Raw genomic sequence first — 19,447 nt, 5'->3', positions numbered from 1 at the left:
CTTGCCTCCCGGGCCATATCCTAGTCAACGCGCAGCCCACCCGAATGGATTCAAGCCCAGATCAAAAGCGCTTTAGCTCACTGAGGCGCCTTCGCCGGCATGTCGTCGAGCCGGCGATAAACCTCGGCGATCTTTGTCTGCAGCGGCGGACAAAGCTTGGTGCGGACGATGTCCTCAAGTACGCGATTGCGGTTGCGCAATGCGTCGATCTCGACTTTCTCCGGTGATTTCGGATCCATGAAGAAAAGCGCCGGGAAGAAAAGAACCGCCCCTGTCACTCCGAGAACAACGTTCTTGGCGACTGCACCGTCCTTCTCCTGAAGCGTCACGACGATCTGGCGCTCGTTCGCCTCGAATTCACGCGCGATGGCAGGACAGTCCAGCGACGTGTCGGCTACGTTCGTTACGGGAATCGGTTTCGCTTCACGTCCGCCACACCCTGCCAGGAAGATGCCTGCAGCGATCGCAAGTGTTACTGGCTTGACCGGGAATGTTGAGATGCTCATTGGATTTCCAAGATCTAGTATTATATCTTTTTTTGATATATTATTTCGTTATATTTGCAAGTGTGGATCGGCTGATGCAGTCAACGCAGCCTGCGTCGCCGAAGTCGGATCGAGGCGAGCGAGAGAGGCAACAATTAAACCGGCAGGGCTGTTAGGTCGTGAGCGGCACCTTATCAGCGGACTCTTGCCGAGCGGATTGTCATCAACGTTGTCTCAGCGACACACAGGCCGCTCGAGACCTTCGCTTTTTGCATGGCAGCCTTCCGTTGCAACAGACGGACGGCCGCTTATCTCGTGACAACCTGTGCTTCAGATAATTCCACAGGATAGAACGAGGTTTTCAATGAGCGCCGATGCCAATGCATTGTTCCAGCCCTACACCTTGGGCAGCCTGACCCTGCCGAACCGCTTAGTCATGGCTCCCCTCACCCGCAATCGGGCTGCGGAAGGTGACGTTGCGCGTGACATCACCGCGACCTACTACGCTCAGCGGGCAAGTGCCGGCCTTCTGATTTCGGAAGGTTCGCAGATCTCGCATCAGGGACAGGGTTATCTGCGCACCCCAGGCATCTACACCCCAGAGCAGGTTGCACATTGGCGTAAGGTGACGGATGCGGTCCACAAGGCCGGCGGGCGGATCTTCATTCAGCTCTGGCATGTGGGCCGCGTGTCCCACACCTCGCTCCTGCCAGGCGGAGCTGCACCGGTGGCGCCCTCGCCGCTTCGGGCTCAGACGAAAACCTTTATCACGGATGGCTTCGTGGACGTCTCTGAGCCCCGCGCGCTCGAACTCTCAGAAATTCCAAGCATTCTGCGCGACTACGAGCATGCTGCTCGCAACGCCAAGGAGGCCGGGTTCGACGGCGTCGAAATTCACGCTGCCAATGGCTACCTGCTCGACCAGTTCATGAAGCACGGCTCGAACCACCGCACCGACGCGTATGGCGGCTCTATCGAGAACCGTGCACGCCTCACGATCGAGGCCGCCGAGGCGGTGCTGAAGGTCTGGGACAAGGGACGCGTCGGCATCCGCCTCTCGCCGGCAAAGGTCAACGACGCTGTGGATTCGAACCCACAGGCCCTGTTCGGCCATGTGGTCGAGCGTCTCGACAAGCTCGGGCTTGCCTATGTCCACATGATCGAGGGCGCGACCCAGGGCGACCGGAACGCAGTCGACGTCGATTACGCGGGCCTGCGCGGCTCCTTCCGCGGCGCCTATATCGCCAATAACGGCTATGATCGTGAGATGGCGACTGAGGCTGTGTCGAGCGGGCGAGCCGACCTCGTGGCCTTTGGGCGCCTCTTCATCGCCAATCCGGATCTCGTCGAGCGCTTCCGCCTCAATGCGCCGCTCAACCAGCCGGACCGCAACACCTTCTATGGCGGCGGCACGGAAGGCTACACGGACTATCCGGCTCTTAACGAGGCGGCTTGAGGATCAGCAGGTGGAGCAGACGCCTTCCCGGGCCTTCTGCTCCAGCTGCTCGCCTTGGCGGAACAGTTCCTCTTCCCGTGGAGAGGGACCCACTGCAGAGCGTTCACCCGGCTGAAGCCGGTTGACGCCTCCGACTCCTCCGGTGGTGTCCGGGTCGGTCGAGGAGCGGTTGGCACTTGTCGCGGCCCCGCCCGTGCTGCCTTCGCTGCCGGGGGGCGATCCGGGACGGCCTGTAGCCGCGTTCCCGGTTGCGCTGGTGTCTTGGTTCGTTGTGGTTCCCGTCAGGGTATCGGACGTTCCCCGGACACCCGTGCTGTCAGATTGGCCCGTGTTTCCGGGAGCAGCCTGTCCCGGAGGACGAAGAGTGGGGCTCCTCGGCTGTGCAGCTGTCCCTGAGGATGAGCCGGTCGACGGCGATGCCGAGGAGGACGAACCGCCGGCGCTCCCGCCGCTGCTGGAGCCGCCGGAGGATCCTTGTGCCCATGCGGCTCCTGCGATCAGGCAGCTTGCGACCAGGGCAGTTGAAATGGTGAGATGACGCATTGGCGCCTCCTTTCGAGGTGCTGTCGAACGTCAACTCCAGCCAGACTTATCGGTTTCCGGCAGAGGCCCGCCAAATCGCCAGAGTGACCCTGCCCGCCGGATCCAGAACTTGGGTCTCTCCCGGCGCTAATCCCCGCTCCGACAGGATCGTCTCGGCACTCCTCCCGTCCTGGCATCCCGAGAAGACCGGGACACCCTCGGGCACATGGGCGCCTTCGGCGCGGGTCAGATGGAACGCATCGTAGCCGATCCCGAGAAACAGATCGAAGACCCGGCGCCCGCCGGGCACGGCAACCCGACCGCCCTCCGGCAGGACGGTGCGGATCGCCTCATCCCATGACACTTTCGCAGGATTCCACCACCATCCGTCGGACTGCTGCTCAAGTCCCGGGGACGACGAGGACAGGATCAATCGAAGGCGGCCTTTAGGATTCGGATTGGCCTCATGTCCCAGACGGCCGAGCACCGTCACGGCGGATTTGTTGAGTTCGGCCTGGAAGTAAGCCCAATCCGCCTCGTTGCGCAGAACTTCGGGCGTATGGCCCGACGCATCGGCAATGCAGTCGTTGTCTGACACGATAGCGTAACCGTGAATCTCAACCCGGGGCATGGATGGGTCTCTTTTAGAATTCAAGCGCCCGGCCCTGAGACCGGGAAGCCGTGGGGATGACGGCCAAGTTCCGGCTTGCCAGCCGAGGGCGAAAATCCGATGAAGCACATGCGACAGGAAAACGGGAGTGCCGGGATGCGGATTGCCACGTGGAATGTGAACTCCATCAAGCAGCGACTGGACCACCTCGGCACCTTCGTGAAGAGCGCCGACCCGGACGTCGTCTGCCTGCAGGAGTTGAAATGCGTGGACGAGGCCTTCCCGAAAGCTGAGGTCGAGGCCCTGGGCTACAACGTCGTCACTCACGGCCAGAAGGCCTATAACGGCGTCGCCATCCTGTCCAAGCGGCCCCTCGAGGACGTGCGCCGCGGCCTGCCTGGCGACGAGAGCGACGAGCAAGCCCGCTACCTGGAAGGCGTGATCTCTACCTCCACGGGCGCGATGCGGGTCGCCTCGATCTATCTGCCGAACGGCAACCCCATCGGCACGCCGAAATTCGACTACAAGCTCGCTTGGATGGACCGGCTGCGCGCCCATGCCCGCAACCTGCTGGCCCTGGAGGAGCCCCTGGTTCTATGCGGCGATTACAACGTGATCCCGGAACCTGAGGATGCCTATGATCCGGCAGCCTGGACCAGGGATGCCCTGTTCCAGCCGGAGAGCCGGGCGAAGTTCCGCGAGCTTATCAATCTCGGGCTGGTCGACGCGGTGCGCGCCTGCAGCGATCAGCCGGGGCTCTATTCGTTCTGGGACTACCAGGCCGGCGCGTTCCAGCGGAACAACGGCATCCGCATCGACCACCTGCTGCTCTCGTCCCAGGCGCAGGATAAGCTGAAAACAACCTCGATCCGCAAGGAAGTGCGCGGCTGGGACAAGCCCTCCGACCACGTGCCGGTGATCGTCGACCTCGATATCGATTGAGCATCGAGTATCTCGTCGTCATCAACGGCCTTGTGCCGGTGATCTCGGTTGGAAGAGTGCAGAGCCTCACACAATCGAGATGGCCGGGACGAGCCCGGCCCTGACATTATGGATGTTTACCAACCCGCCCTATCGACGCGCTTGGATGTACTGCTCCAGTAGAGCGAGCGCGAGCTTGCGGTCGCTGTCGTCGGCGGCCGTGAAGGCATCCTGGTACAGATCCACGATCCACTGATCCTTGGTGGCGTCCGTCGATGCCTCGCGGGCGAGCGTCAGCCACATGAGCCCCTTGGCGCGCTGGCGCGGAACGCCCTGCCCGGTCATCAGAAGATGGCCCAGGAGCGCCTGAGAGGCCGTGTGGCCCTTTTCGGCTGCCAGATTGAACCAGCGTGCCGCATGGCGCGCGTCCTTCCGGACGCCGGTGCCTTCCAGATAGAGGCGTGCGAGGTTGTACTGCGCGTTCGAGTCGCTGAAATAGGACGCCGCGTAGCTGAACATCTCGACGGCGCGCGCCGGATTGGACGCGACATAGGTGCCCTGGATGCCATCCAGGAAATAGCTTCCCAGCGCCACGAAGGCGCTGGAGACCGCGCCGGCATTCGGCGAGTCCGGGCTTTCGTCCGCATGCTGGTCAGCGAGCTTGGAGAAATACTCGAATGCCTTCAGGTCGTCGTGCTCGACACCGTCGCCATCGGCATACATGCGCCCGAGCTTCCACAGGGCCAGCGAGTGCCCCTGCCCGGCCGCATACTCGAGCGCGTGGACGGCCCCGATCTTGTCGCCGGCATTGTAGGTGCGCATTCCGCTGCGCAGAGCATCGCGCACCGAGCCGTACTTGGTGGCAGGCGCCAAGGCGGGTGCCAGAGCAGGCGTCAGCGGTTGCGGACGCGGCGCGGCATCGAGCGCATGCGCGCCTCCGACACCGAGGAAAGCCACCCCCAATGTGGCCAAGATGAAATTAGACGTCCGCATAGGTTTCTTTTTCTGCGGCTCCGCCCGGATGGGTGACTGCCCCATCCCGTGCGGGACCAACGGTTTGTGCGTATTTCCAGAGATAGCCCGAGGTGGCGCTCGTCTCGCGCGGCGTCCATTGAGCCCGGCGCTTCGCCAGCTCCTCGTCTGAGAGTTCCACATCGATGGTGCCGTTGATGGCATCGATGGCGATGATGTCCCCGTCCTTGAGCAGCCCGATCGGCCCGCCCACGGCAGCTTCCGGCCCTACATGGCCGATGCAGAAGCCGCGGGTTGCGCCCGAGAAGCGGCCATCGGTGATGAGCGCGACCTTGTCGCCCATGCCCTGGCCGTAGAGCGCAGCCGTGGTGGAGAGCATCTCGCGCATGCCGGGACCGCCGCGCGGCCCCTCGTAGCGGATCACCAGAACCTCACCCTCTTGGTACTCGCGCTTGGAGACGGCTTCGAAGCACGCCTCCTCGCCGTCGAAGCAGCGGGCAGGTCCACGGAAAACCTGCTTGTCGGCCGCCATGCCGGCTACCTTCACGATGGCGCCCTCGGGTGCAAGATTGCCCTTGAGGCCCACGACGCCGCCGGTCGGCGTGATCGGAGTGTTGGCAGGATAGACCACGTCCTGCGCGTCGTTCCATTTCACGGACGCGAGGTTCTCAGCCATGGTGCGGCCTGTCACCGTCATGCAATCGCCATGCATGAAGCCGTGGTCGAGAAGTGTCTTCATGAGGAGCGGGATGCCGCCGACCTCGAACAGGTCTTTCGCCACGTAGCGCCCGCCGGGCTTCAGGTCCGCGATGTAAGGCGTGCGCTTGAAGATCTCGGCCACGTCGAACAGGTCGAACTTGATGCCCGCCTCGTGCGCGATGGCCGGCAGGTGCAGGGCCGCATTGGTCGAGCCGCCGGAGGCCGCCACGACAGTGGCTGCATTCTCCAGGGACTTGAGGGTCACGATATCGCGCGGGCGGATGTTCCTGGCGATCAGGTCCATGATCTGCTCGCCGGCTGCGGCACAGAACCGGTCGCGGATCTCGTACGGAGCGGGAGCACCGGCCGAGTACGGAAGAGCCAAGCCTATGGCCTCGGAGACCGTCGCCATGGTGTTGGCAGTGAACTGCGCCCCGCAGGCACCGGCCGACGGGCAGGCCACCTGCTCAAGCTCCGTGAGGTCCTCGTCGGACATCTCCCCGACGGAGTATTTGCCGACCGCCTCGAACAGGTCCTGCACGGTCACCTGACGGCCACGGAAGGAGCCTGGCAGGATCGACCCGCCATAGATGAAGATCGACGGCACGTTCAGGCGCACCATCGCCATCATCATGCCGGGCAGGGACTTGTCGCAGCCGGCCATGCCCACGAGCGCATCGTAGGAATGGCCGCGGATTGTCAGCTCAACCGAATCCGCGATCACCTCGCGGGACGGGAGCGATGCCTTCATGCCCTGGTGGCCCATGGCGATGCCGTCGGTGACCGTGATGGTGCAGAACTCGCGCGGCGTGCCGCTGGCAGACGCCACACCCTTTTTCACCGCCTGGGCCTGGCGCATGAGGGAGATGTTGCAGGGGGCAGCCTCGTTCCAGCAGGTGGCGACGCCGACGAGCGGTTGAGCGATCTGCTCCTTGGTCAAGCCCATGGCATAAAGATAGGAGCGATGCGGCGCGCGAGCCGGCCCCACCGTCACGTGACGGCTCGGCAGCTTCGACTTGTCGATCAGGCGCGCATCCATGGTCCGCACTCTTCTCCACTTGGTTCCCACAAGGAGATCCAAGCCCTTGGAACTCCCGTGATCTGCCATGTGCCGCACCACCCGCGCAATGACCCTAAGGAAGGATCGACTGAACAGCCTTAACCCGAATTCTGCCCTAGGCTTGGTTCTGTAAAGCTTTGGTTTTGAAGCACTTTAGCCAGCATAAGGAATAGCTCGTCGTTTATGGCGGGATCGCGGCGGAGCTCGGGCTAACAGAGGCAAGATATTGAAGGTTTAAGGGTGTTGCTCGGCCGCAACATTTTTGGGACAGGATTCCGCTCTCCGGTTCGTGTCTGTAGCCTTACCGGTTTAGCAGATTGCCTCCGGCTCCTCCTCAATTTCCAATTTCCTGCGAGGAAAACCAGACATCGTCATAGACCGCAATCGCACTCGAATCAGGGGAGCGGTCGGCCTTGATCCAGACGGATTGAACCGCAGCCAGATCGGCTTCCGTCGGCAGATGCGCGACCGAGATTTTTTCGTTCGTGCCGCTGCAGGAGATGAAGCCAACCGTCATGAGCGATTGCGCGCTGAACCCGCCCCTGCTGGCACACCGGCGCACGAGCAGGGCTGGACCCCACCCCTTGTGCGGCTGCCAGGGAAAGATCAGACGTCCTCCCGGATTGAGCGCCCGCAGCCACTCCACATCCGGAGCAACGACGCCGGCGTTCACATAAATGATGTCGGCCTGCGCCAGAGCGCGGCCGAAGGCCGATGCGGCATGGACCGCAATATTCGAATAAGGGAACAGGTTCCGTGCCGCCTGGGCCGCCAGATCCGCCTCGTACTCGAACGCCTCCACATGCCCGTTCGGCTGAACGAGCAGTGCCAGTATGGCGGTGTAGTATCCCAGCCCCGCCCCCACATGGATCACGCTCTCATTGGGCTGAGGGCTGATCGCGTCGATCCAGGCAGCATGGAGGGCCGGTTCTCCGTTGTTGATGCCGCGTGCTCGATCGATGGCAACGAGGACGTTGTCGTAGATTTCGGCAACGTCGGAAGTTCGCGTCGTGCGACCCATACTGATGACGGACCAGGGCGGAAGAGGCAGGAAGGTCTCTCGCGGAACGGCCGCGAACGCCTTCTCGATGCGCTTGTCACGAATATTCGCCAACCGGGCAACCTGCTCGGCATAAGCGCTGCGATAACGCTCGATCCCTTCCGTGGCCATGACCGAGAATCGTCGTCAGTTCCCTCTGGTTCCACGAGATCCTCGGAAGCACAGAGAACCGATACTGCTACATCCGGAACACGCCGAACTTCGTCTCCGGCACGGGAGCGTTCAGGGCTGCCGAGAAGGCGAGCGCCAGCACGCGGCGGGTTTCCGAGGGCAGGATGATGCCGTCGTCCCACAGGCGGGCGGTGGCGTGATAGGGCGAGCCCTCTTCCTCGTACTTGTTGCGGATGGGAGCCTTGAAGGCCTCCTCCTCGTCCGCGCTCCAGGACTTGCCCTCGGCCTCGATGTTGTCGCGCCGCACGGTGGCGAGAACGCTTGCCGCCTGTTCGCCGCCCATCACGGAGATGCGCGAGTTCGGCCACGTGAAGAGGAAGCGTGGAGAATAAGCGCGGCCGCACATGCCGTAATTGCCGGCGCCGAACGAGCCGCCTACCAGCAGCGTAATCTTCGGCACCTGGGCGCAGGCGACAGCCGTCACGAGTTTCGCACCATCCTTGGCGATGCCGCCCGCTTCGTATTGGCGGCCGACCATAAAGCCTGAGATATTCTGCAGGAAGAGCAGCGGAATGCGCCGCTGGCAGCACAGCTCGATGAAATGCGCGCCCTTCTGGGCGCTCTCCGAGAACAGGATGCCGTTATTGGCGATGATGCCGACAGGCATGCCCCAGAGCCGGGCAAAGCCCGTCACCAGGGTGGTGCCATAAAGGCGCTTGAACTCGTCGAACTCGGAGCCGTCGACAAGGCGGGCGATCACTTCGCGGATGTCGTATTGCTTCTTCAGGTCGGTCGGCACGATCGCCTCGAGATCGTCGATGGAATACTTGGGCTCCACTGGGTCGGCGATGTCGATGTCGATGCTCTTGCGGGTGTTCAGCGTGCCAACGATACGGCGTACGATGGCAAGCGCATGGACGTCGTCCGTGGCGTAATGGTCCGCCACGCCGGATTGGCGGGCATGCACGTCGGCGCCGCCGAGATCCTCGGCTGAAACCACTTCGCCGGTAGCGGCCTTCACCAGAGGCGGTCCACCGAGGAAGATGGTGCCCTGGCGGCGCACGATCACGGTCTCGTCCGACATGGCCGGCACATAGGCGCCGCCGGCCGTGCAGGAGCCCATAACACAGGCGATCTGCGGGATGCCGAGCGAGGAGAGAGTGGCTTGGTTGTAGAAGATGCGGCCGAAATGGTCCCGGTCGGGGAAGACCTCCGTCTGGTGCGGCAGGTTCGCGCCACCGGAATCGACTAGATAGATGCACGGCAGACGGTTCTCGCGCGCCACTTCCTGGGCGCGCAGATGCTTCTTCACCGTCATAGGGTAGTAGGTACCGCCCTTGATGGTCGAATCGTTGCAGACGATCATGACCTCGCGGCCTTCGACCCGGCCGATGCCGGTGATGATGCCGGCCCCGTGGATCGCGTCCTCGTACATGCCGTGAGCGGCAAGGCTCCCAAGCTCCAGGAAGGGCGCGCCAGGATCCAGGAGCCGCATCACGCGCTCGCGCGGCAGCAGCTTGCCGCGGGCGAGGTGCCGTTCCCGCGCCTTAACGGGCCCGCCTTCCGACACAGCCTGCCGCTTGGCCTGGAGATCCAGGGCAAGCTCGGCCCAGGCGGCGCGGTTCGCCCGCGCGGAATCCGAGGTCAGGTCGGCAGAGGTGGCGATGACGGGCACGGCGTCGGTCTCCCGGGTTCTTGGGCCTTGGCTCCTTCACGGCTCACGCCGGAGGGCTTCACCGCTCAGTAGCTAGAACCGAGGAGCCTGCGCAACTGGGATTTGGAAGGCTCGGCTTCAACCCTTGGTCCGGATGACCGTTTCACGCTGGATGACGCCCGATCCGCAACGATAGGCGATGCCGCGCACGAGGGACCAATCCTGGAAGACCTGCTGCAGGTAGAGATGAGTGCCGCCGAGGGCGACGGTGGCTTGCAGCATGTCGTCGGTGGCTCGGCCGAAGGTGGATTTGCCGAGGGTCACGCCGAAGCCGACATTAACCTGGGTGTGCGTTCCGGGGGTCGTGGGCGTAACCGGGCTCACCTCGCCAAGGCGTGTGCAGGCACGCACATCCGCCGGCGAATCGACGATCTTCACGAGTTCCGTCGGCTCAGGCCGGTAGGCGCAGGCCGAAGCGGCCAAGGCGATGAGGGAGGCAAGGAGGGCACGTTGCATGAAAGTTCCGCCAATGATCAGCCGTTTGACCCAGCTTAGAGCATGAAGACGGGTTGAGGAGAAGCCTTGCTGTATGGAAGCTCAAAATCCTAGGCGGCGTGGCCTGGGAGCAACGGTGTCTCCACACGCAGGGTTGGCCCGAAGATTTCCTCGAAAGCCATGCGCATAACAGCATCGACCTCCGGCAGGGTCACGGGGAGCCCAAGATCGACGAGGCTCGTGACCCCGTGCTCGGTCACCCCGCAAGGCACGATACCCGTGAAATGGGAGAGATCCGGCTCTACGTTCAGACTAATGCCGTGAAAAGTCGCCCAGCGGCGCACCCGGATGCCGATGGCGGCGATTTTGTCCTCGGTCGTCTCACCCTTATCAGGCCGGCGCACCCAGACCCCGACCCGGTCCTCCCGCCGCTCGCCGCGGACATTGAAGGCATTGAGGGTGGCGATGATCCAGGCCTCCAGGGCGGCCACGTAGCGGCGCAGGTCCGGCGCCCGGCGCTTGAGGTCGAGCATCACGTAGGCCACCCGCTGGCCCGGGCCGTGATAGGTGTACTGCCCTCCCCGGCCCGTCTGGTGAACCGGAAAGCGATCAGGATCCACGAGGTCCCCGGCATCGGCCGAGGTGCCGGCGGTGTAGAGCGGCGGATGCTCCAGCAGCCAGACCATCTCGCGGGCGTGGCCTGCCGCAATCGCCTCGGCTCTGGCCTCCATGAAGGCGACGGCCTCCTCATAGCGGACAAGGGCGTCCGTGATGGCCCATTCCACCGGTTCGGAGCCGCTCTCGGCATGGAGTTGAATGGCCAAGCTGTCTCGCAGGTTCGACACCGATTCACCTTGAATTTTGCTGGATCCGGAACGGCAGCCGCACCGGTCCCGAGAAGGCGCAGTTCAGAGCCCGACCTCTCTCGGAATGTGCGCTTATATAGTCGCTCCAGAGGCTTATCACCTATACCCCTGCTGTCAGCCCGGGCATTCGTCCCGCTCATTTGCGGCAAGCTCCACGGAGGGGGTTGCAGCCGCCCAATCGTTCTGCTAGAGCGACCACCTCTTCAGGAAAACCTTTCCTGGAACCGAGTTCGCGGTCATGGCGGAATTGGTAGACGCACTACCTTGAGGTGGTAGCGGGGAGACCCGTGGAGGTTCGAGTCCTCTTGACCGCACCAACTTTCAGCACTCCGGTGCTGAAGACGAAAAGGCCCCTCACCGGGGCCTTTTTTGTTGGCCGCGACTGCTCTGGCGCCCGCTGGCAGGAACGGCCGACAAGCGGATTTTCCGAGAGAGCCCTTGGGCGCATTGCGCTGGTTGGCGCAGGCACCTAAAAGGCCGGCAACCCACCTTCGGAGGACGGCTCATGCAGGAAGTCGACGACAAGACGCTGCTTCCGAATTCCGATGGGGCCAACCCTGTCACCCCGGCATTTCGGGATGAGGAAGGCGAGCTCAATCCCGAGTTCCTGGCCGCCGCCGCCGATGCCATCGAAGCCTCGGACGCCGACCTCCTGCAGCGGCTTGTGGAAGATTTCCACGAATCCGAGATGGGCGATCTGCTCGAGGCGCTGGTGCCCGACCACCGCCACCGTCTGATCGAGCTCCTCGGCGCCTCCTTCGACTTTGCCGCGCTGACCGAGGTGGACGAGGCGGTCCGCGAGGAAATCCTCGAGGAACTCGAGACCTCGACCGTCGCCGAGGGCGTGCGCGACCTCGATTCCGACGACGCCATCACGATTCTCGAAAGCCTGCCGGAAGAGGAACAGGCGGAGGTTCTCGACCAGCTTCCGGCCATCGAGCGCGTGGCGCTGCAGCGCTCCCTCGACTACCCGGAAGACAGCGCCGGCCGGCGCATGCAGACCGAGTTCATCGCCGTGCCGCCGTTCTGGACGGTGGGGCAGACGATCGACTTCATGCGTGAGACGGAAGACCTGCCGGAGACCTTCTACGAGATCTTCGTCATCGATCCCGCGGCTCACCTTCTGGGGGCAGTGCCCCTGGACAAGCTCCTGCGCTCCAAGCGCCCGGTGACGATCCAGGAGATCATGAACGATGAGCCGGACCGGGTGGAGGCGACCCAGAACCAGGAAGAGGTGGCCCGCCTGTTCGAGCGCTACAATCTCGTCTCCGCCGCCGTGGTGGACGAGGGAGGCCGGCTTGTAGGCACCATCCTGGTCGACGACATCGTGGACGTGCTGGAGGAAGAAGCCGATGCCGACATCAAGCAGCTCGGCGGCGTGAAATCGGACGAAGAGCTCTCGGACACGGTCCTCTACATCCAGAGAAGCCGCTTTCCCTGGCTTTTCGCCAACATGTGCACGGCGCTCATCGCCTCCAGCATCATCCGCCTCTTCGAGGGTTCGCTCGAGAAGATGGTCGCGCTCGCCATCCTCATGCCCATCGTGGCCTCCATGGGGGGTAATGCGGGCACCCAGACCATGACGGTGGCCGTGCGGGCGCTTGCCACCCGCGAGTTGGGGCGCTCCAATGCCTGGCGCATCATCCGCCGCGAGGGGGTGGTCGGCCTGCTCAACGGCATGGTCTTTGCCGTCATCATGGGCGTTCTGGCGGGTCTCTGGTTCGGGTCTCCGGAGCTCGGGCTCGTCATCGGCCTCGCCCTCGTCACGGTTCTGTTCTTCGCGGCGCTCGGCGGCATCTTCGTGCCCCTCACCCTCAACAGGATGGGCGTCGATCCTGCCGTCTCGTCCGGTCCCTTCGTGACCAGCATCACGGACATCGTGGGATTCTTCGCCTTTTTAGGAATCGCAACCGCCTGGTTTAACCTGTAAGCTTGTTTCGCGCCTGTGTCGTAAGGGCCTGTTAACGCTCTTGCGTCATCCCTGGTGCGATCCCGCCTCACGTCCAATACAGTTGAACCGATGAAGACACGCCGCCGCTCCCCCAGCCGTTCCAAGAACTCTGGCCTGACGACGTTCGTTCGGGTTGCACGGTTCAGCGCGCTTGCCGCAATGGCCTTGGGCCTTGCCTCCTGCGCCATCGCCCCCTCCTCGTCCAGCCGCTATCCGGCCAAGAGCGATGCCCGTCCGCATGAGGGTGTCGCCACGGCTCACCGCCTCCCCATCCACGGGGTCGACATCTCGAAATGGCAGGGCGAAGTGGACTGGGCGTCCCTGCGCCAGGCCGGCACCAAGTTCGCCTTCATCAAGGCGACCGAAGGCGGCGACCACATCGACAGCAAGTTTCACGAGAACTGGCAGGCGGCCAGGAGAGCGGGCGTCCCGCGCGGCGCCTACCACTTTGTCTATTGGTGCCGCCCGGCTCACGAGCAGGCAGCCTGGTTCAAGCGGAACGTGCCGGCCGATCCGGACGCCCTCCCCCCGGTGCTCGACGTGGAGTGGAACGGTCAGTCGGTGAACTGTCCGAAGAAGGTTCCGCGCGAGCAGGCCCTCGCCATGATCGACCTGATGCTGCGCGAGATGGAGGCCCATACGGGCAAGCGGCCGATCATCTACACCGACATCACGTTCCATAAGGAGATCCTGGAGGGCGAGTTCAACGACTATCCCTACTGGATCCGCAGCACGGCGGCCGAGCCCCAGGTGCGCTACAACAGCCGCCGCTGGACCTTCTGGCAATTCACCACCACCGGCCGCGTGCCCGGCGTGAAGGGCGACGTGGACCGCAACGCCTTCTACGGCACGGACAACCAATGGCGCATGTTCGTCGCCAGCGCCTGCGACCCGCGCGACCACAGCCGTCTCAAGGCGGCCGGAATCTGCCGCGACATGGACGCAGTGCAGACGGCCAGCATCGACGAGTAGGCTCCCAACCGGATCGAAGTTCAGGCTCCCCACTAATGTGCGGGAGCCTTTTCTTTGTCAGCCGATACGAATTGTGGGTCGCACGCCGGGGCTCGTTCGCTTTTCTTGATGCCCTGGCCTTGATAAGGGCAGCATTGCTGACCAAAATGGTCCGCGACAAAAATCATCCATCGCGTACCCTTCCGGGTCATGAATGGAACGGGGAGGAATCAATGCTGCCGAACGCCGCCAAGGGCTTCAATTTCGATCTCGGCGAGACCGCCGATGCCATCCGTGAAACCGTTGCCAACTTCGCCCAGGAGAAGATCGCGCCGCGTGCTGAGGAGATCGACCGCACCAACCAGTTCCCGCGCGATCTCTGGCCCCAGCTGGGCGAGCTCGGCGTACACGGTATCACGGTGGAGGAGGAATACGGCGGTGCGGGTCTCGGCTACCTCGAGCACGTGATCGCCATGGAGGAGATCTCCCGCGCCTCCGCGTCGGTGGGCCTTTCCTACGGCGCCCATTCTAACCTCTGCGTCAACCAGATCCGTCGCAACGGCAACGAGGATCAGAAGCGCCGCTATCTGCCGAAGCTGATCTCCGGCGAGCATGTGGGCGCGCTCGCCATGTCCGAGCCTGGCTCCGGCTCCGATGTGGTCTCCATGCGCACCCGCGCCGAGAAGCGCGGCGATCGCTACGTTCTCAACGGCAACAAGATGTGGATCACCAACGGCCCCACGGCCGAGACCCTGGTGGTCTATGCCAAGACCGACCCGGAGGCTGGCCCGCGCGGCATGACGGCCTTCCTGATCGAAAAGGGATTCAAGGGCTTCTCCACGCACCAGAAGCTGGACAAGCTCGGCATGCGCGGCTCCGACACCTGCGAGCTGGTGTTCGAGGATTGCGAAGTTCCGGAGGAGAACGTGCTCGGCCAGGTCGGCCGGGGCGTGAACGTGCTCATGTCCGGTCTCGACTACGAGCGCGCTGTGCTGGCGGCCGGCTCCACGGGTATCATGCAGGCCTGCATGGACGTGGTGCTACCCTACATCCACGAGCGCAAGCAGTTCGGACAGGCCATAGGCGAGTTCCAGCTCGTTCAGGGCAAGGTCGCCGACATGTACGTGACCATGAATGCGGCAAAGGCTTACGTTTATGCGGTCGCAAAGTCCTGCGACCGTGGCGAGACCACCCGCGAGGACGCCGCCGGCGCCATCCTGTATGCGGCCGAGAACGCCACCAAGATGGCCCTCGATGCCATCCAGCTGCTGGGCGGCAACGGCTACATCAACGACTACCCCACAGGCCGCCTGCTGCGCGACGCGAAGCTCTATGAGATCGGCGCCGGCACCAGTGAAATCCGCCGCATGCTGATCGGCCGTGAGCTGTTCGCGAAGACCGCCTGATCAAGGCTGCAGCTAAAACGTCACCAGAACGGCCGGGCGCAGTCCCGGCCGTTTTTGTGGTCGAACCCTGCCGCGGGCGCAACAGGTCTTTCCGTTCCCGAAAGACCGTCTAAAGTCAGGAACGGATTCATACCCGCGAGACGGCCATGACCTTGAAGCTTTATGCTCACCCCTTCTCCTCGTACTGCCAGAAGGTACTGATCGCGCTGTACGAGAACGGCACGCCGTTCGAGTACCTGACGCTCGACGATACGAAGAACGGGGCCGATCTGGAGGCGCTCTGGCCCATCAAGAAGTTTCCCGTGCTGATCGACCAGAGACGCACCATCCTGGAGGCCAGCATCATCATCGAGCACTTGGACCTCCACCATCCAGGGCCGGTATGTCTGATCCCGGAGGATCCCCGGGCTGCTCTCGAGGTCCGGCTGATGGATCGCTTCTTCGACAACTATGTCATGACGCCGATGCAGAAGATCGTCGCCGACCGCATCCGCCAGGAGCAGGATCGCGACCCGTATGGCGTCAGCGAAGCGCGAGCCATGCTCGACAAGGCCTATGGCTGGCTCGACAGGGCGCTGTCGGATCGTGAATGGGCCGCTGGCGCCGCTTTCAGCCTAGCCGACTGCGCCGCTGCCCCGGCCCTCTTCTACGCCGATTGGGCGCACCCGATCAGCGACCGCTATCCACGCGTCCGAGACTACCGCCAGACGCTTCTCGCCCTGCCCTCCTTCGCCCAGGCGGTCGACGAGGCCCGACCCTACCGCCCATACTTCCCGCTCGGCGCGCCGGACCGCGATTGACGCACGGCAGGAATGCGGCTGAGAACGCCTGGTTGCGGTGGCGCTCCAGCCTCCCTGCCGCTATGAAAGCCTGATCCATATCAGGGAAGAACCCATGACCCTCGACAAAGCCATCGCCGATGCCCTGCGGGCCGCCTCCACCGCGACGCTCACCACCGTGCTGCTGAAAAAAGGCATCCGCCGCTGCTGGATGAAGGGGCCGATGCCGGCCTTCAACGCGTCGGAGAAAATGGTGGGCCGTGCCTTCACCCTGCGCTTCGTGCCGGCCCGCGAGGATCTGGCGACGCCGGAATCCTGGGCTTCCCCGATCTCGACCCGCGCGGCCATTGAGGACATGCCGGAGGATTGCATCGCAGTGATCGACTCGATGGGCGTCGTCGATGCAGGCGTCTTCGGCGACATCCTGACCGCCCGCATGAAGAAGCGCGGCGTGGCGGCGCTCGTGACCGACGGCGCGGTCCGCGATGCGGTTGGCGTCGAAGGCACGAACCTGCCGGTGTGGTGCGCGGGCATCGCCGCTCCTCCCTCAGTTGCAGGCCTGACCTTTGTGGGGTGGCAGGAGCCCATCGGCTGCGGCGGCGTCGCGGTGTTCCCGGATGACGTGATCGTCGCCGACCGGGATGGCGTCGTGGTGATTCCGGCCGCCATGGTCGAAGACGTCGCCAAGGCTGCGGTCGCGCAGGAGCACTACGAGATGTGGGTCATGCGCGAGGTGGAGAGGGGCGTTCCCCTACCCGGCCTGTACCCGCCCAACGCCGAGACGAAGGCCCGCTACGAGGCCGAGTTGAACAAGTCCTAAGATTTCTCCGGTTAAGGATGGCGTGTGTTCTACTACGTTTCGAAAATCGCGTGGTTCTTCACCACGCCATCCAATCTCCTCCTCAGCCTCATTCTTCTGGGGCTGGTGCTTTGCCTGTTCAAGCGCCTGCGCCGCCTCGGCATCGGGCTGAGCCTCGTCTTCACGCTGGCAACCATCGCCCTGGGGCTTCTTCCCATCGCGAGCTACGTCCTGCTGCCCCTGGAGGAGCGCTTTCCCGCTTTTCAGGACGACGGCAGATCGGTGGACGGCATCATCCTGCTCGGCGGCTCGGTCGAGGCATCCGATTCGAATACGCGCGGCAGCATCGTGGCCAATGAAGCGGCCGAGCGTGTCCTCGACACGATCCAGCTTGCCCATCGCTACCCGAACGCCCGCATCCTCATCTCGGGCGGCGGCGGCACGGTCTTCGGCGACGGGACAGCGGAGGCTCCGATCGTCGCGAGCTATTTCAAAAGCATCGGCATCGACCCCGCGCGCATCCTGGTCGAGGACCGCTCGCGGACGACCGCCGAGAATGCGATCTATTCAAACGAACTCGCAAGGCCGCGCGAGGGTGAGCGCTGGCTCCTAGTGACATCGGCCTGGCACATGCCGCGCGCCGTCGGCGTATTCGAGAAGGTCGGGTTTCCGGTTACGCCCTATCCGGTTGATTTCCGCACGTCCGGAGGAGCGAGAACCCACGTCCCCTTCGCGTTCGTCTCGGACGGCCTGAGGCGTCTCGACATCGGCACCAAGGAATGGGCGGGCCTGATCGCCTACTACGCATCCGGACGCACCGCGCGGCTGTTCCCAGGACCTCAGGACTCCGCAGGCGGCAGCGCCAGCCGGTAGGTGCCGCGGAAATCGTCAGGATCGACCGGGCGGCCTTTGCGCAGGATGAGGATGCGCCCCGCCTTCATGAGGCTGACAGCCACTTTCCGGACGGGCTGCATGAGCGGGCCCCATCCGTCCGGCTGGTTGCCGCCCAGAGCTTGGGCCACGTCGGCCGGCCCGATGGTCTTGCCCGGTCCCCGCTCCTCCAGGAGCGCGAGCATGGTGGTCTCCAGTTCTTCCGGGGTCGTTGTCTTAGGCATCGGCCTGCCTCATTGCTGCGTCGAGGGCGTCCGACAGGAACTGGCGGCGCCACATCACGATCAGCACACCGGCCGTCGCGATCATGAAAAGATAAGCGCTCACGAACCACACGAGATAGGCAAGAGAGAAAAAGAAGGCCCGCTGGCCGCGATTGAAATGCTTGCCGGCAACCGCGTTCATGGCGCCCGCTTGGCGGGCGACGGCGAGCGCCTCTTCGTGGCGGCCCTCCTTCAGCACAGGAACGGCTCCGACAATGATCGCCATGTAGTTGAAGAGCCTGTACGACCAGGCGAACTTGAAGAAGGCATAGACGAAGATCACGGCAAGGCCGCCGACCTTCACGTCCCAGGCCATCCGCGTTGGCGGCTCCCCGAAGGGCAGATCGGCGAAGAGCGGCAGAACCGCATCGGTGGAGCGCAGAAGCGCCAGCACGCCGCCGATGGCGATCAGCGACGTCGAGGCGAAGAAGGCCGTGCCGTTCATGAGCGAGGCCAGGATCGTGGTGTCGACGATGCGGTTCTCGCGCACCACCATCTGCTCCATCCAGCGGTAGCGATACTGGTTCATCACCTTGTTGAGGCTTTTCCGCCCGGCAGGCGTGAGCTCGAGAGCGGCGTGATAGCCCAACCAGGCGATCAGGAAGAAAGCCAGCGCCACGTAGTCGAGATTGGTGAAGCCCAGCACCCGTGATCTCCCGTTGACTCCGCCGCCATCTTGTCCAGTTTGTTCGAAGGCCAGCAGAGGAACCGGAACCCGTTATGCCTCAGACCATCACCCGCGGCTACAAGACATTGCTCGACGAGGCCAATGCGAAGGTCAGGACCGTACCCGTGGGCGAGGCCGTGTCCCTGCATGGCCGCGAGGACGTGGTGTTCGTCGACCTGCGCGATCCGCGCGAACTGGAGCGCGAGGGCCGCATTCCTGGGGCGGTGCATTGCCCGCGCGGCATGCTGGAGTTCTGGATCGATCCGGAAAGTCCCTACCACAAGCCGGTTTTCGCCCAGGACAAGACCTATCTGTTCTTCTGCGCGGCAGGCTGGCGCTCGGCTCTTTCCGCAGCCACGGCCCAGGACATGGGCCTGCAGCCGGTCGCCCACATGGAGGGCGGGTTCACCGCCTGGAAGAATGCCGGCGGTGCTGTCGAAACGGTTGAGCCGAAGAAGGCTTAAGCCGTTCGCCGGATCTCGAACCGCTCAGCGAGGTCGGGATTAGCTTCGTTGCCGTCGAGGATCTCGACGCCCTCGACAAGAGCGCCTGCAGGCCCCTGGTGGCAGGCCTTTAACATCACCTGTACGAGGTCGGCAGGGCCTGAGAACACGGCCTCGACCGAGCCATCCCGCCTGTTCCGCACCCAGCCTTTCAGGCCATGCAGTTCCGCCAGATGCTGCATCCAGGCGCGAAAGCTCACGCCTTGGACACGGCCATGGATCAGGACATGGAGCGTTCGGCTCTCGGTCATCATCCCTCACAGCGGTGGGCATGGCGAGCATCGGCGGCATGCCCGGCAAAGACTCCTCGGTCTGGATAATGCGCT

At 63.8% G+C, this 19,447-nt stretch carries 21 protein-coding genes and 1 tRNA gene; 10 read left to right on the top strand and 12 right to left on the bottom strand.

Annotation, left to right across the window (positions count from 1 at the left end; genetic code table 11):
- Nucleotides 1–77 precede the first annotated feature (77 nt).
- Nucleotides 78–506 (bottom strand): DUF1190 domain-containing protein, encoded by a 429-nt coding sequence (locus JKL45_RS17310; protein ID WP_201862830.1) that lies wholly within the window; start codon nucleotides 504–506, stop codon nucleotides 78–80.
- Nucleotides 507–849: 343 nt separating this feature from the next.
- Between JKL45_RS17310 and JKL45_RS17305 the strand changes: the two genes are divergently transcribed.
- Nucleotides 850–1,941 (top strand): alkene reductase, encoded by a 1,092-nt coding sequence (locus tag JKL45_RS17305; protein WP_201862829.1) that lies wholly within the window; start codon nucleotides 850–852, stop codon nucleotides 1,939–1,941.
- Between the two features lie 3 nt (nucleotides 1,942–1,944).
- On the opposite strand, the gene JKL45_RS17300 is transcribed toward JKL45_RS17305, so the two are convergent.
- Nucleotides 1,945–2,484: a hypothetical protein gene (locus JKL45_RS17300; protein WP_201862828.1), complete on the bottom strand. Its 540-nt coding sequence runs from the start codon at nucleotides 2,482–2,484 to the stop codon at nucleotides 1,945–1,947.
- A gap of 46 nt (nucleotides 2,485–2,530) precedes the next feature.
- Nucleotides 2,531–3,094, bottom strand: a complete 564-nt coding sequence (locus tag JKL45_RS17295) for a dihydrofolate reductase family protein (protein WP_201862827.1) — start codon at nucleotides 3,092–3,094, stop codon at nucleotides 2,531–2,533.
- Between the two features lie 135 nt (nucleotides 3,095–3,229).
- Between JKL45_RS17295 and xth the strand changes: the two genes are divergently transcribed.
- A complete protein-coding gene (xth, locus tag JKL45_RS17290; RefSeq protein WP_201862826.1) occupies nucleotides 3,230–4,015 on the top strand; it encodes an exodeoxyribonuclease III in 786 nt (261 codons plus the stop codon).
- Between the two features lie 129 nt (nucleotides 4,016–4,144).
- Here xth and JKL45_RS17285 read toward each other — a convergent pair whose 3' ends face one another.
- The 6 genes from JKL45_RS17285 to lipB form a co-directional block, all read right to left on the bottom strand.
- Nucleotides 4,145–4,987 carry a tetratricopeptide repeat protein gene (locus tag JKL45_RS17285; protein WP_201862825.1) on the bottom strand — a complete coding sequence of 281 codons (843 nt, stop codon included), beginning with the start codon at nucleotides 4,985–4,987 and terminating at the stop codon, nucleotides 4,145–4,147.
- A complete protein-coding gene (gene ilvD / locus JKL45_RS17280; protein WP_201862824.1) occupies nucleotides 4,974–6,704 on the bottom strand; it encodes a dihydroxy-acid dehydratase in 1,731 nt (576 codons plus the stop codon). The genes JKL45_RS17285 and ilvD overlap by 14 nt, the downstream gene beginning before the upstream one ends.
- A 355-nt stretch (nucleotides 6,705–7,059) precedes the next feature.
- Nucleotides 7,060–7,896, bottom strand: coding sequence for a protein-L-isoaspartate O-methyltransferase family protein (locus JKL45_RS17275; protein WP_201862823.1), 837 nt, complete (start codon nucleotides 7,894–7,896; stop codon nucleotides 7,060–7,062).
- Nucleotides 7,897–7,963: 67 nt separating this feature from the next.
- Nucleotides 7,964–9,571 (bottom strand): carboxyl transferase domain-containing protein, encoded by a 1,608-nt coding sequence (locus JKL45_RS17270; RefSeq protein WP_201862822.1) that lies wholly within the window; start codon nucleotides 9,569–9,571, stop codon nucleotides 7,964–7,966.
- 117 nt (nucleotides 9,572–9,688) lie between these two features.
- The gene (locus JKL45_RS17265) at nucleotides 9,689–10,066 is read right to left on the bottom strand and encodes a hypothetical protein (RefSeq protein ID WP_201862821.1); all 378 of its coding nucleotides are present in this window, start codon (nucleotides 10,064–10,066) and stop codon (nucleotides 9,689–9,691) included.
- 89 nt (nucleotides 10,067–10,155) lie between these two features.
- On the bottom strand, nucleotides 10,156–10,890 hold the full coding sequence (gene lipB, locus JKL45_RS17260; protein ID WP_201862820.1) for a lipoyl(octanoyl) transferase LipB: 735 nt from the start codon (nucleotides 10,888–10,890) through the stop codon (nucleotides 10,156–10,158).
- A 253-nt stretch (nucleotides 10,891–11,143) separates the two neighbouring features.
- Here lipB and JKL45_RS17255 point away from each other — a divergent pair.
- The 7 genes from JKL45_RS17255 (at nucleotide 11,144) to JKL45_RS17225 (ending at nucleotide 17,670) form a co-directional block, all read left to right on the top strand.
- Nucleotides 11,144–11,228: transfer RNA gene (locus JKL45_RS17255), tRNA-Leu, on the top strand.
- A 188-nt stretch (nucleotides 11,229–11,416) separates the two neighbouring features.
- Nucleotides 11,417–12,841, top strand: coding sequence for a magnesium transporter (mgtE, locus tag JKL45_RS17250; protein ID WP_201862819.1), 1,425 nt, complete (start codon nucleotides 11,417–11,419; stop codon nucleotides 12,839–12,841).
- Nucleotides 12,842–12,931: 90 nt separating this feature from the next.
- Nucleotides 12,932–13,834: a glycoside hydrolase family 25 protein gene (locus JKL45_RS17245; RefSeq protein ID WP_201862818.1), complete on the top strand. Its 903-nt coding sequence runs from the start codon at nucleotides 12,932–12,934 to the stop codon at nucleotides 13,832–13,834.
- A 212-nt stretch (nucleotides 13,835–14,046) separates the two neighbouring features.
- Nucleotides 14,047–15,219, top strand: coding sequence for an isovaleryl-CoA dehydrogenase (locus JKL45_RS17240; RefSeq protein WP_201862817.1), 1,173 nt, complete (start codon nucleotides 14,047–14,049; stop codon nucleotides 15,217–15,219).
- Nucleotides 15,220–15,365: 146 nt separating this feature from the next.
- Nucleotides 15,366–16,019, top strand: a complete 654-nt coding sequence (locus tag JKL45_RS17235) for a glutathione S-transferase family protein (RefSeq protein WP_201862816.1) — start codon at nucleotides 15,366–15,368, stop codon at nucleotides 16,017–16,019.
- 94 nt (nucleotides 16,020–16,113) lie between these two features.
- Complete coding sequence (locus JKL45_RS17230) at nucleotides 16,114–16,818, top strand: ribonuclease activity regulator RraA (RefSeq protein WP_201862815.1); 705 nt, start codon at nucleotides 16,114–16,116, stop codon at nucleotides 16,816–16,818.
- Nucleotides 16,819–16,842: 24 nt separating this feature from the next.
- Nucleotides 16,843–17,670, top strand: coding sequence for a YdcF family protein (locus tag JKL45_RS17225; RefSeq protein ID WP_201862814.1), 828 nt, complete (start codon nucleotides 16,843–16,845; stop codon nucleotides 17,668–17,670).
- Here the strand turns inward: JKL45_RS17225 and JKL45_RS17220 are convergent.
- Both JKL45_RS17220 and JKL45_RS17215 read right to left on the bottom strand, forming a co-directional pair.
- Nucleotides 17,637–17,912, bottom strand: a complete 276-nt coding sequence (locus JKL45_RS17220) for a DUF3253 domain-containing protein (protein WP_201862813.1) — start codon at nucleotides 17,910–17,912, stop codon at nucleotides 17,637–17,639. The genes JKL45_RS17225 and JKL45_RS17220 overlap by 34 nt on opposite strands.
- Nucleotides 17,905–18,597, bottom strand: a complete 693-nt coding sequence (locus tag JKL45_RS17215) for a DUF599 domain-containing protein (protein ID WP_201862812.1) — start codon at nucleotides 18,595–18,597, stop codon at nucleotides 17,905–17,907. Before JKL45_RS17215 ends, JKL45_RS17220 begins: the two co-directional genes overlap by 8 nt.
- Nucleotides 18,598–18,671: 74 nt before the next feature.
- Between JKL45_RS17215 and JKL45_RS17210 the strand changes: the two genes are divergently transcribed.
- Nucleotides 18,672–19,082, top strand: coding sequence for a rhodanese-like domain-containing protein (locus JKL45_RS17210; protein ID WP_201862811.1), 411 nt, complete (start codon nucleotides 18,672–18,674; stop codon nucleotides 19,080–19,082).
- Here JKL45_RS17210 and JKL45_RS17205 read toward each other — a convergent pair.
- On the bottom strand, nucleotides 19,079–19,372 hold the full coding sequence (locus JKL45_RS17205; RefSeq protein WP_312896978.1) for an acylphosphatase: 294 nt from the start codon (nucleotides 19,370–19,372) through the stop codon (nucleotides 19,079–19,081). The genes JKL45_RS17210 and JKL45_RS17205 overlap by 4 nt on opposite strands.
- Nucleotides 19,373–19,447 lie beyond the last annotated feature (75 nt).

It is taken from the genome of Microvirga soli (genome assembly GCF_016734765.1).
In the GTDB taxonomy this organism is placed as follows: Bacteria; Pseudomonadota; Alphaproteobacteria; order Rhizobiales; family Beijerinckiaceae; genus Microvirga; species Microvirga soli.
This window is presented reverse-complemented; position numbering and strand designations above follow the sequence as displayed.

Bases quoted from the DNA above. Each gene is read 5' to 3' on its own strand.
- JKL45_RS17310 (WP_201862830.1), bottom strand. From the start codon at position 506: ATGAGCATCTCAACATTCCCGGTCAAGCCAGTAACACTTGCGATCGCT.
- JKL45_RS17305 (WP_201862829.1), top strand. From the start codon at position 850: ATGAGCGCCGATGCCAATGCATTGTTCCAGCCCTACACCTTGGGCAGC.
- JKL45_RS17300 (WP_201862828.1), bottom strand. From the start codon at position 2,484: ATGCGTCATCTCACCATTTCAACTGCCCTGGTCGCAAGCTGCCTGATC.
- JKL45_RS17295 (WP_201862827.1), bottom strand. From the start codon at position 3,094: ATGCCCCGGGTTGAGATTCACGGTTACGCTATCGTGTCAGACAACGAC.
- xth (WP_201862826.1), top strand. From the start codon at position 3,230: ATGCGGATTGCCACGTGGAATGTGAACTCCATCAAGCAGCGACTGGAC.
- JKL45_RS17285 (WP_201862825.1), bottom strand. From the start codon at position 4,987: ATGCGGACGTCTAATTTCATCTTGGCCACATTGGGGGTGGCTTTCCTC.
- ilvD (WP_201862824.1), bottom strand. From the start codon at position 6,704: ATGGATGCGCGCCTGATCGACAAGTCGAAGCTGCCGAGCCGTCACGTG.
- JKL45_RS17275 (WP_201862823.1), bottom strand. From the start codon at position 7,896: ATGGCCACGGAAGGGATCGAGCGTTATCGCAGCGCTTATGCCGAGCAG.
- JKL45_RS17265 (WP_201862821.1), bottom strand. From the start codon at position 10,066: ATGCAACGTGCCCTCCTTGCCTCCCTCATCGCCTTGGCCGCTTCGGCC.
- mgtE (WP_201862819.1), top strand. From the start codon at position 11,417: ATGCAGGAAGTCGACGACAAGACGCTGCTTCCGAATTCCGATGGGGCC.
- JKL45_RS17245 (WP_201862818.1), top strand. From the start codon at position 12,932: ATGAAGACACGCCGCCGCTCCCCCAGCCGTTCCAAGAACTCTGGCCTG.
- JKL45_RS17240 (WP_201862817.1), top strand. From the start codon at position 14,047: ATGCTGCCGAACGCCGCCAAGGGCTTCAATTTCGATCTCGGCGAGACC.
- JKL45_RS17235 (WP_201862816.1), top strand. From the start codon at position 15,366: ATGACCTTGAAGCTTTATGCTCACCCCTTCTCCTCGTACTGCCAGAAG.
- JKL45_RS17230 (WP_201862815.1), top strand. From the start codon at position 16,114: ATGACCCTCGACAAAGCCATCGCCGATGCCCTGCGGGCCGCCTCCACC.
- JKL45_RS17220 (WP_201862813.1), bottom strand. From the start codon at position 17,912: ATGCCTAAGACAACGACCCCGGAAGAACTGGAGACCACCATGCTCGCG.
- JKL45_RS17210 (WP_201862811.1), top strand. From the start codon at position 18,672: ATGCCTCAGACCATCACCCGCGGCTACAAGACATTGCTCGACGAGGCC.
- JKL45_RS17205 (WP_312896978.1), bottom strand. From the start codon at position 19,372: ATGACCGAGAGCCGAACGCTCCATGTCCTGATCCATGGCCGTGTCCAA.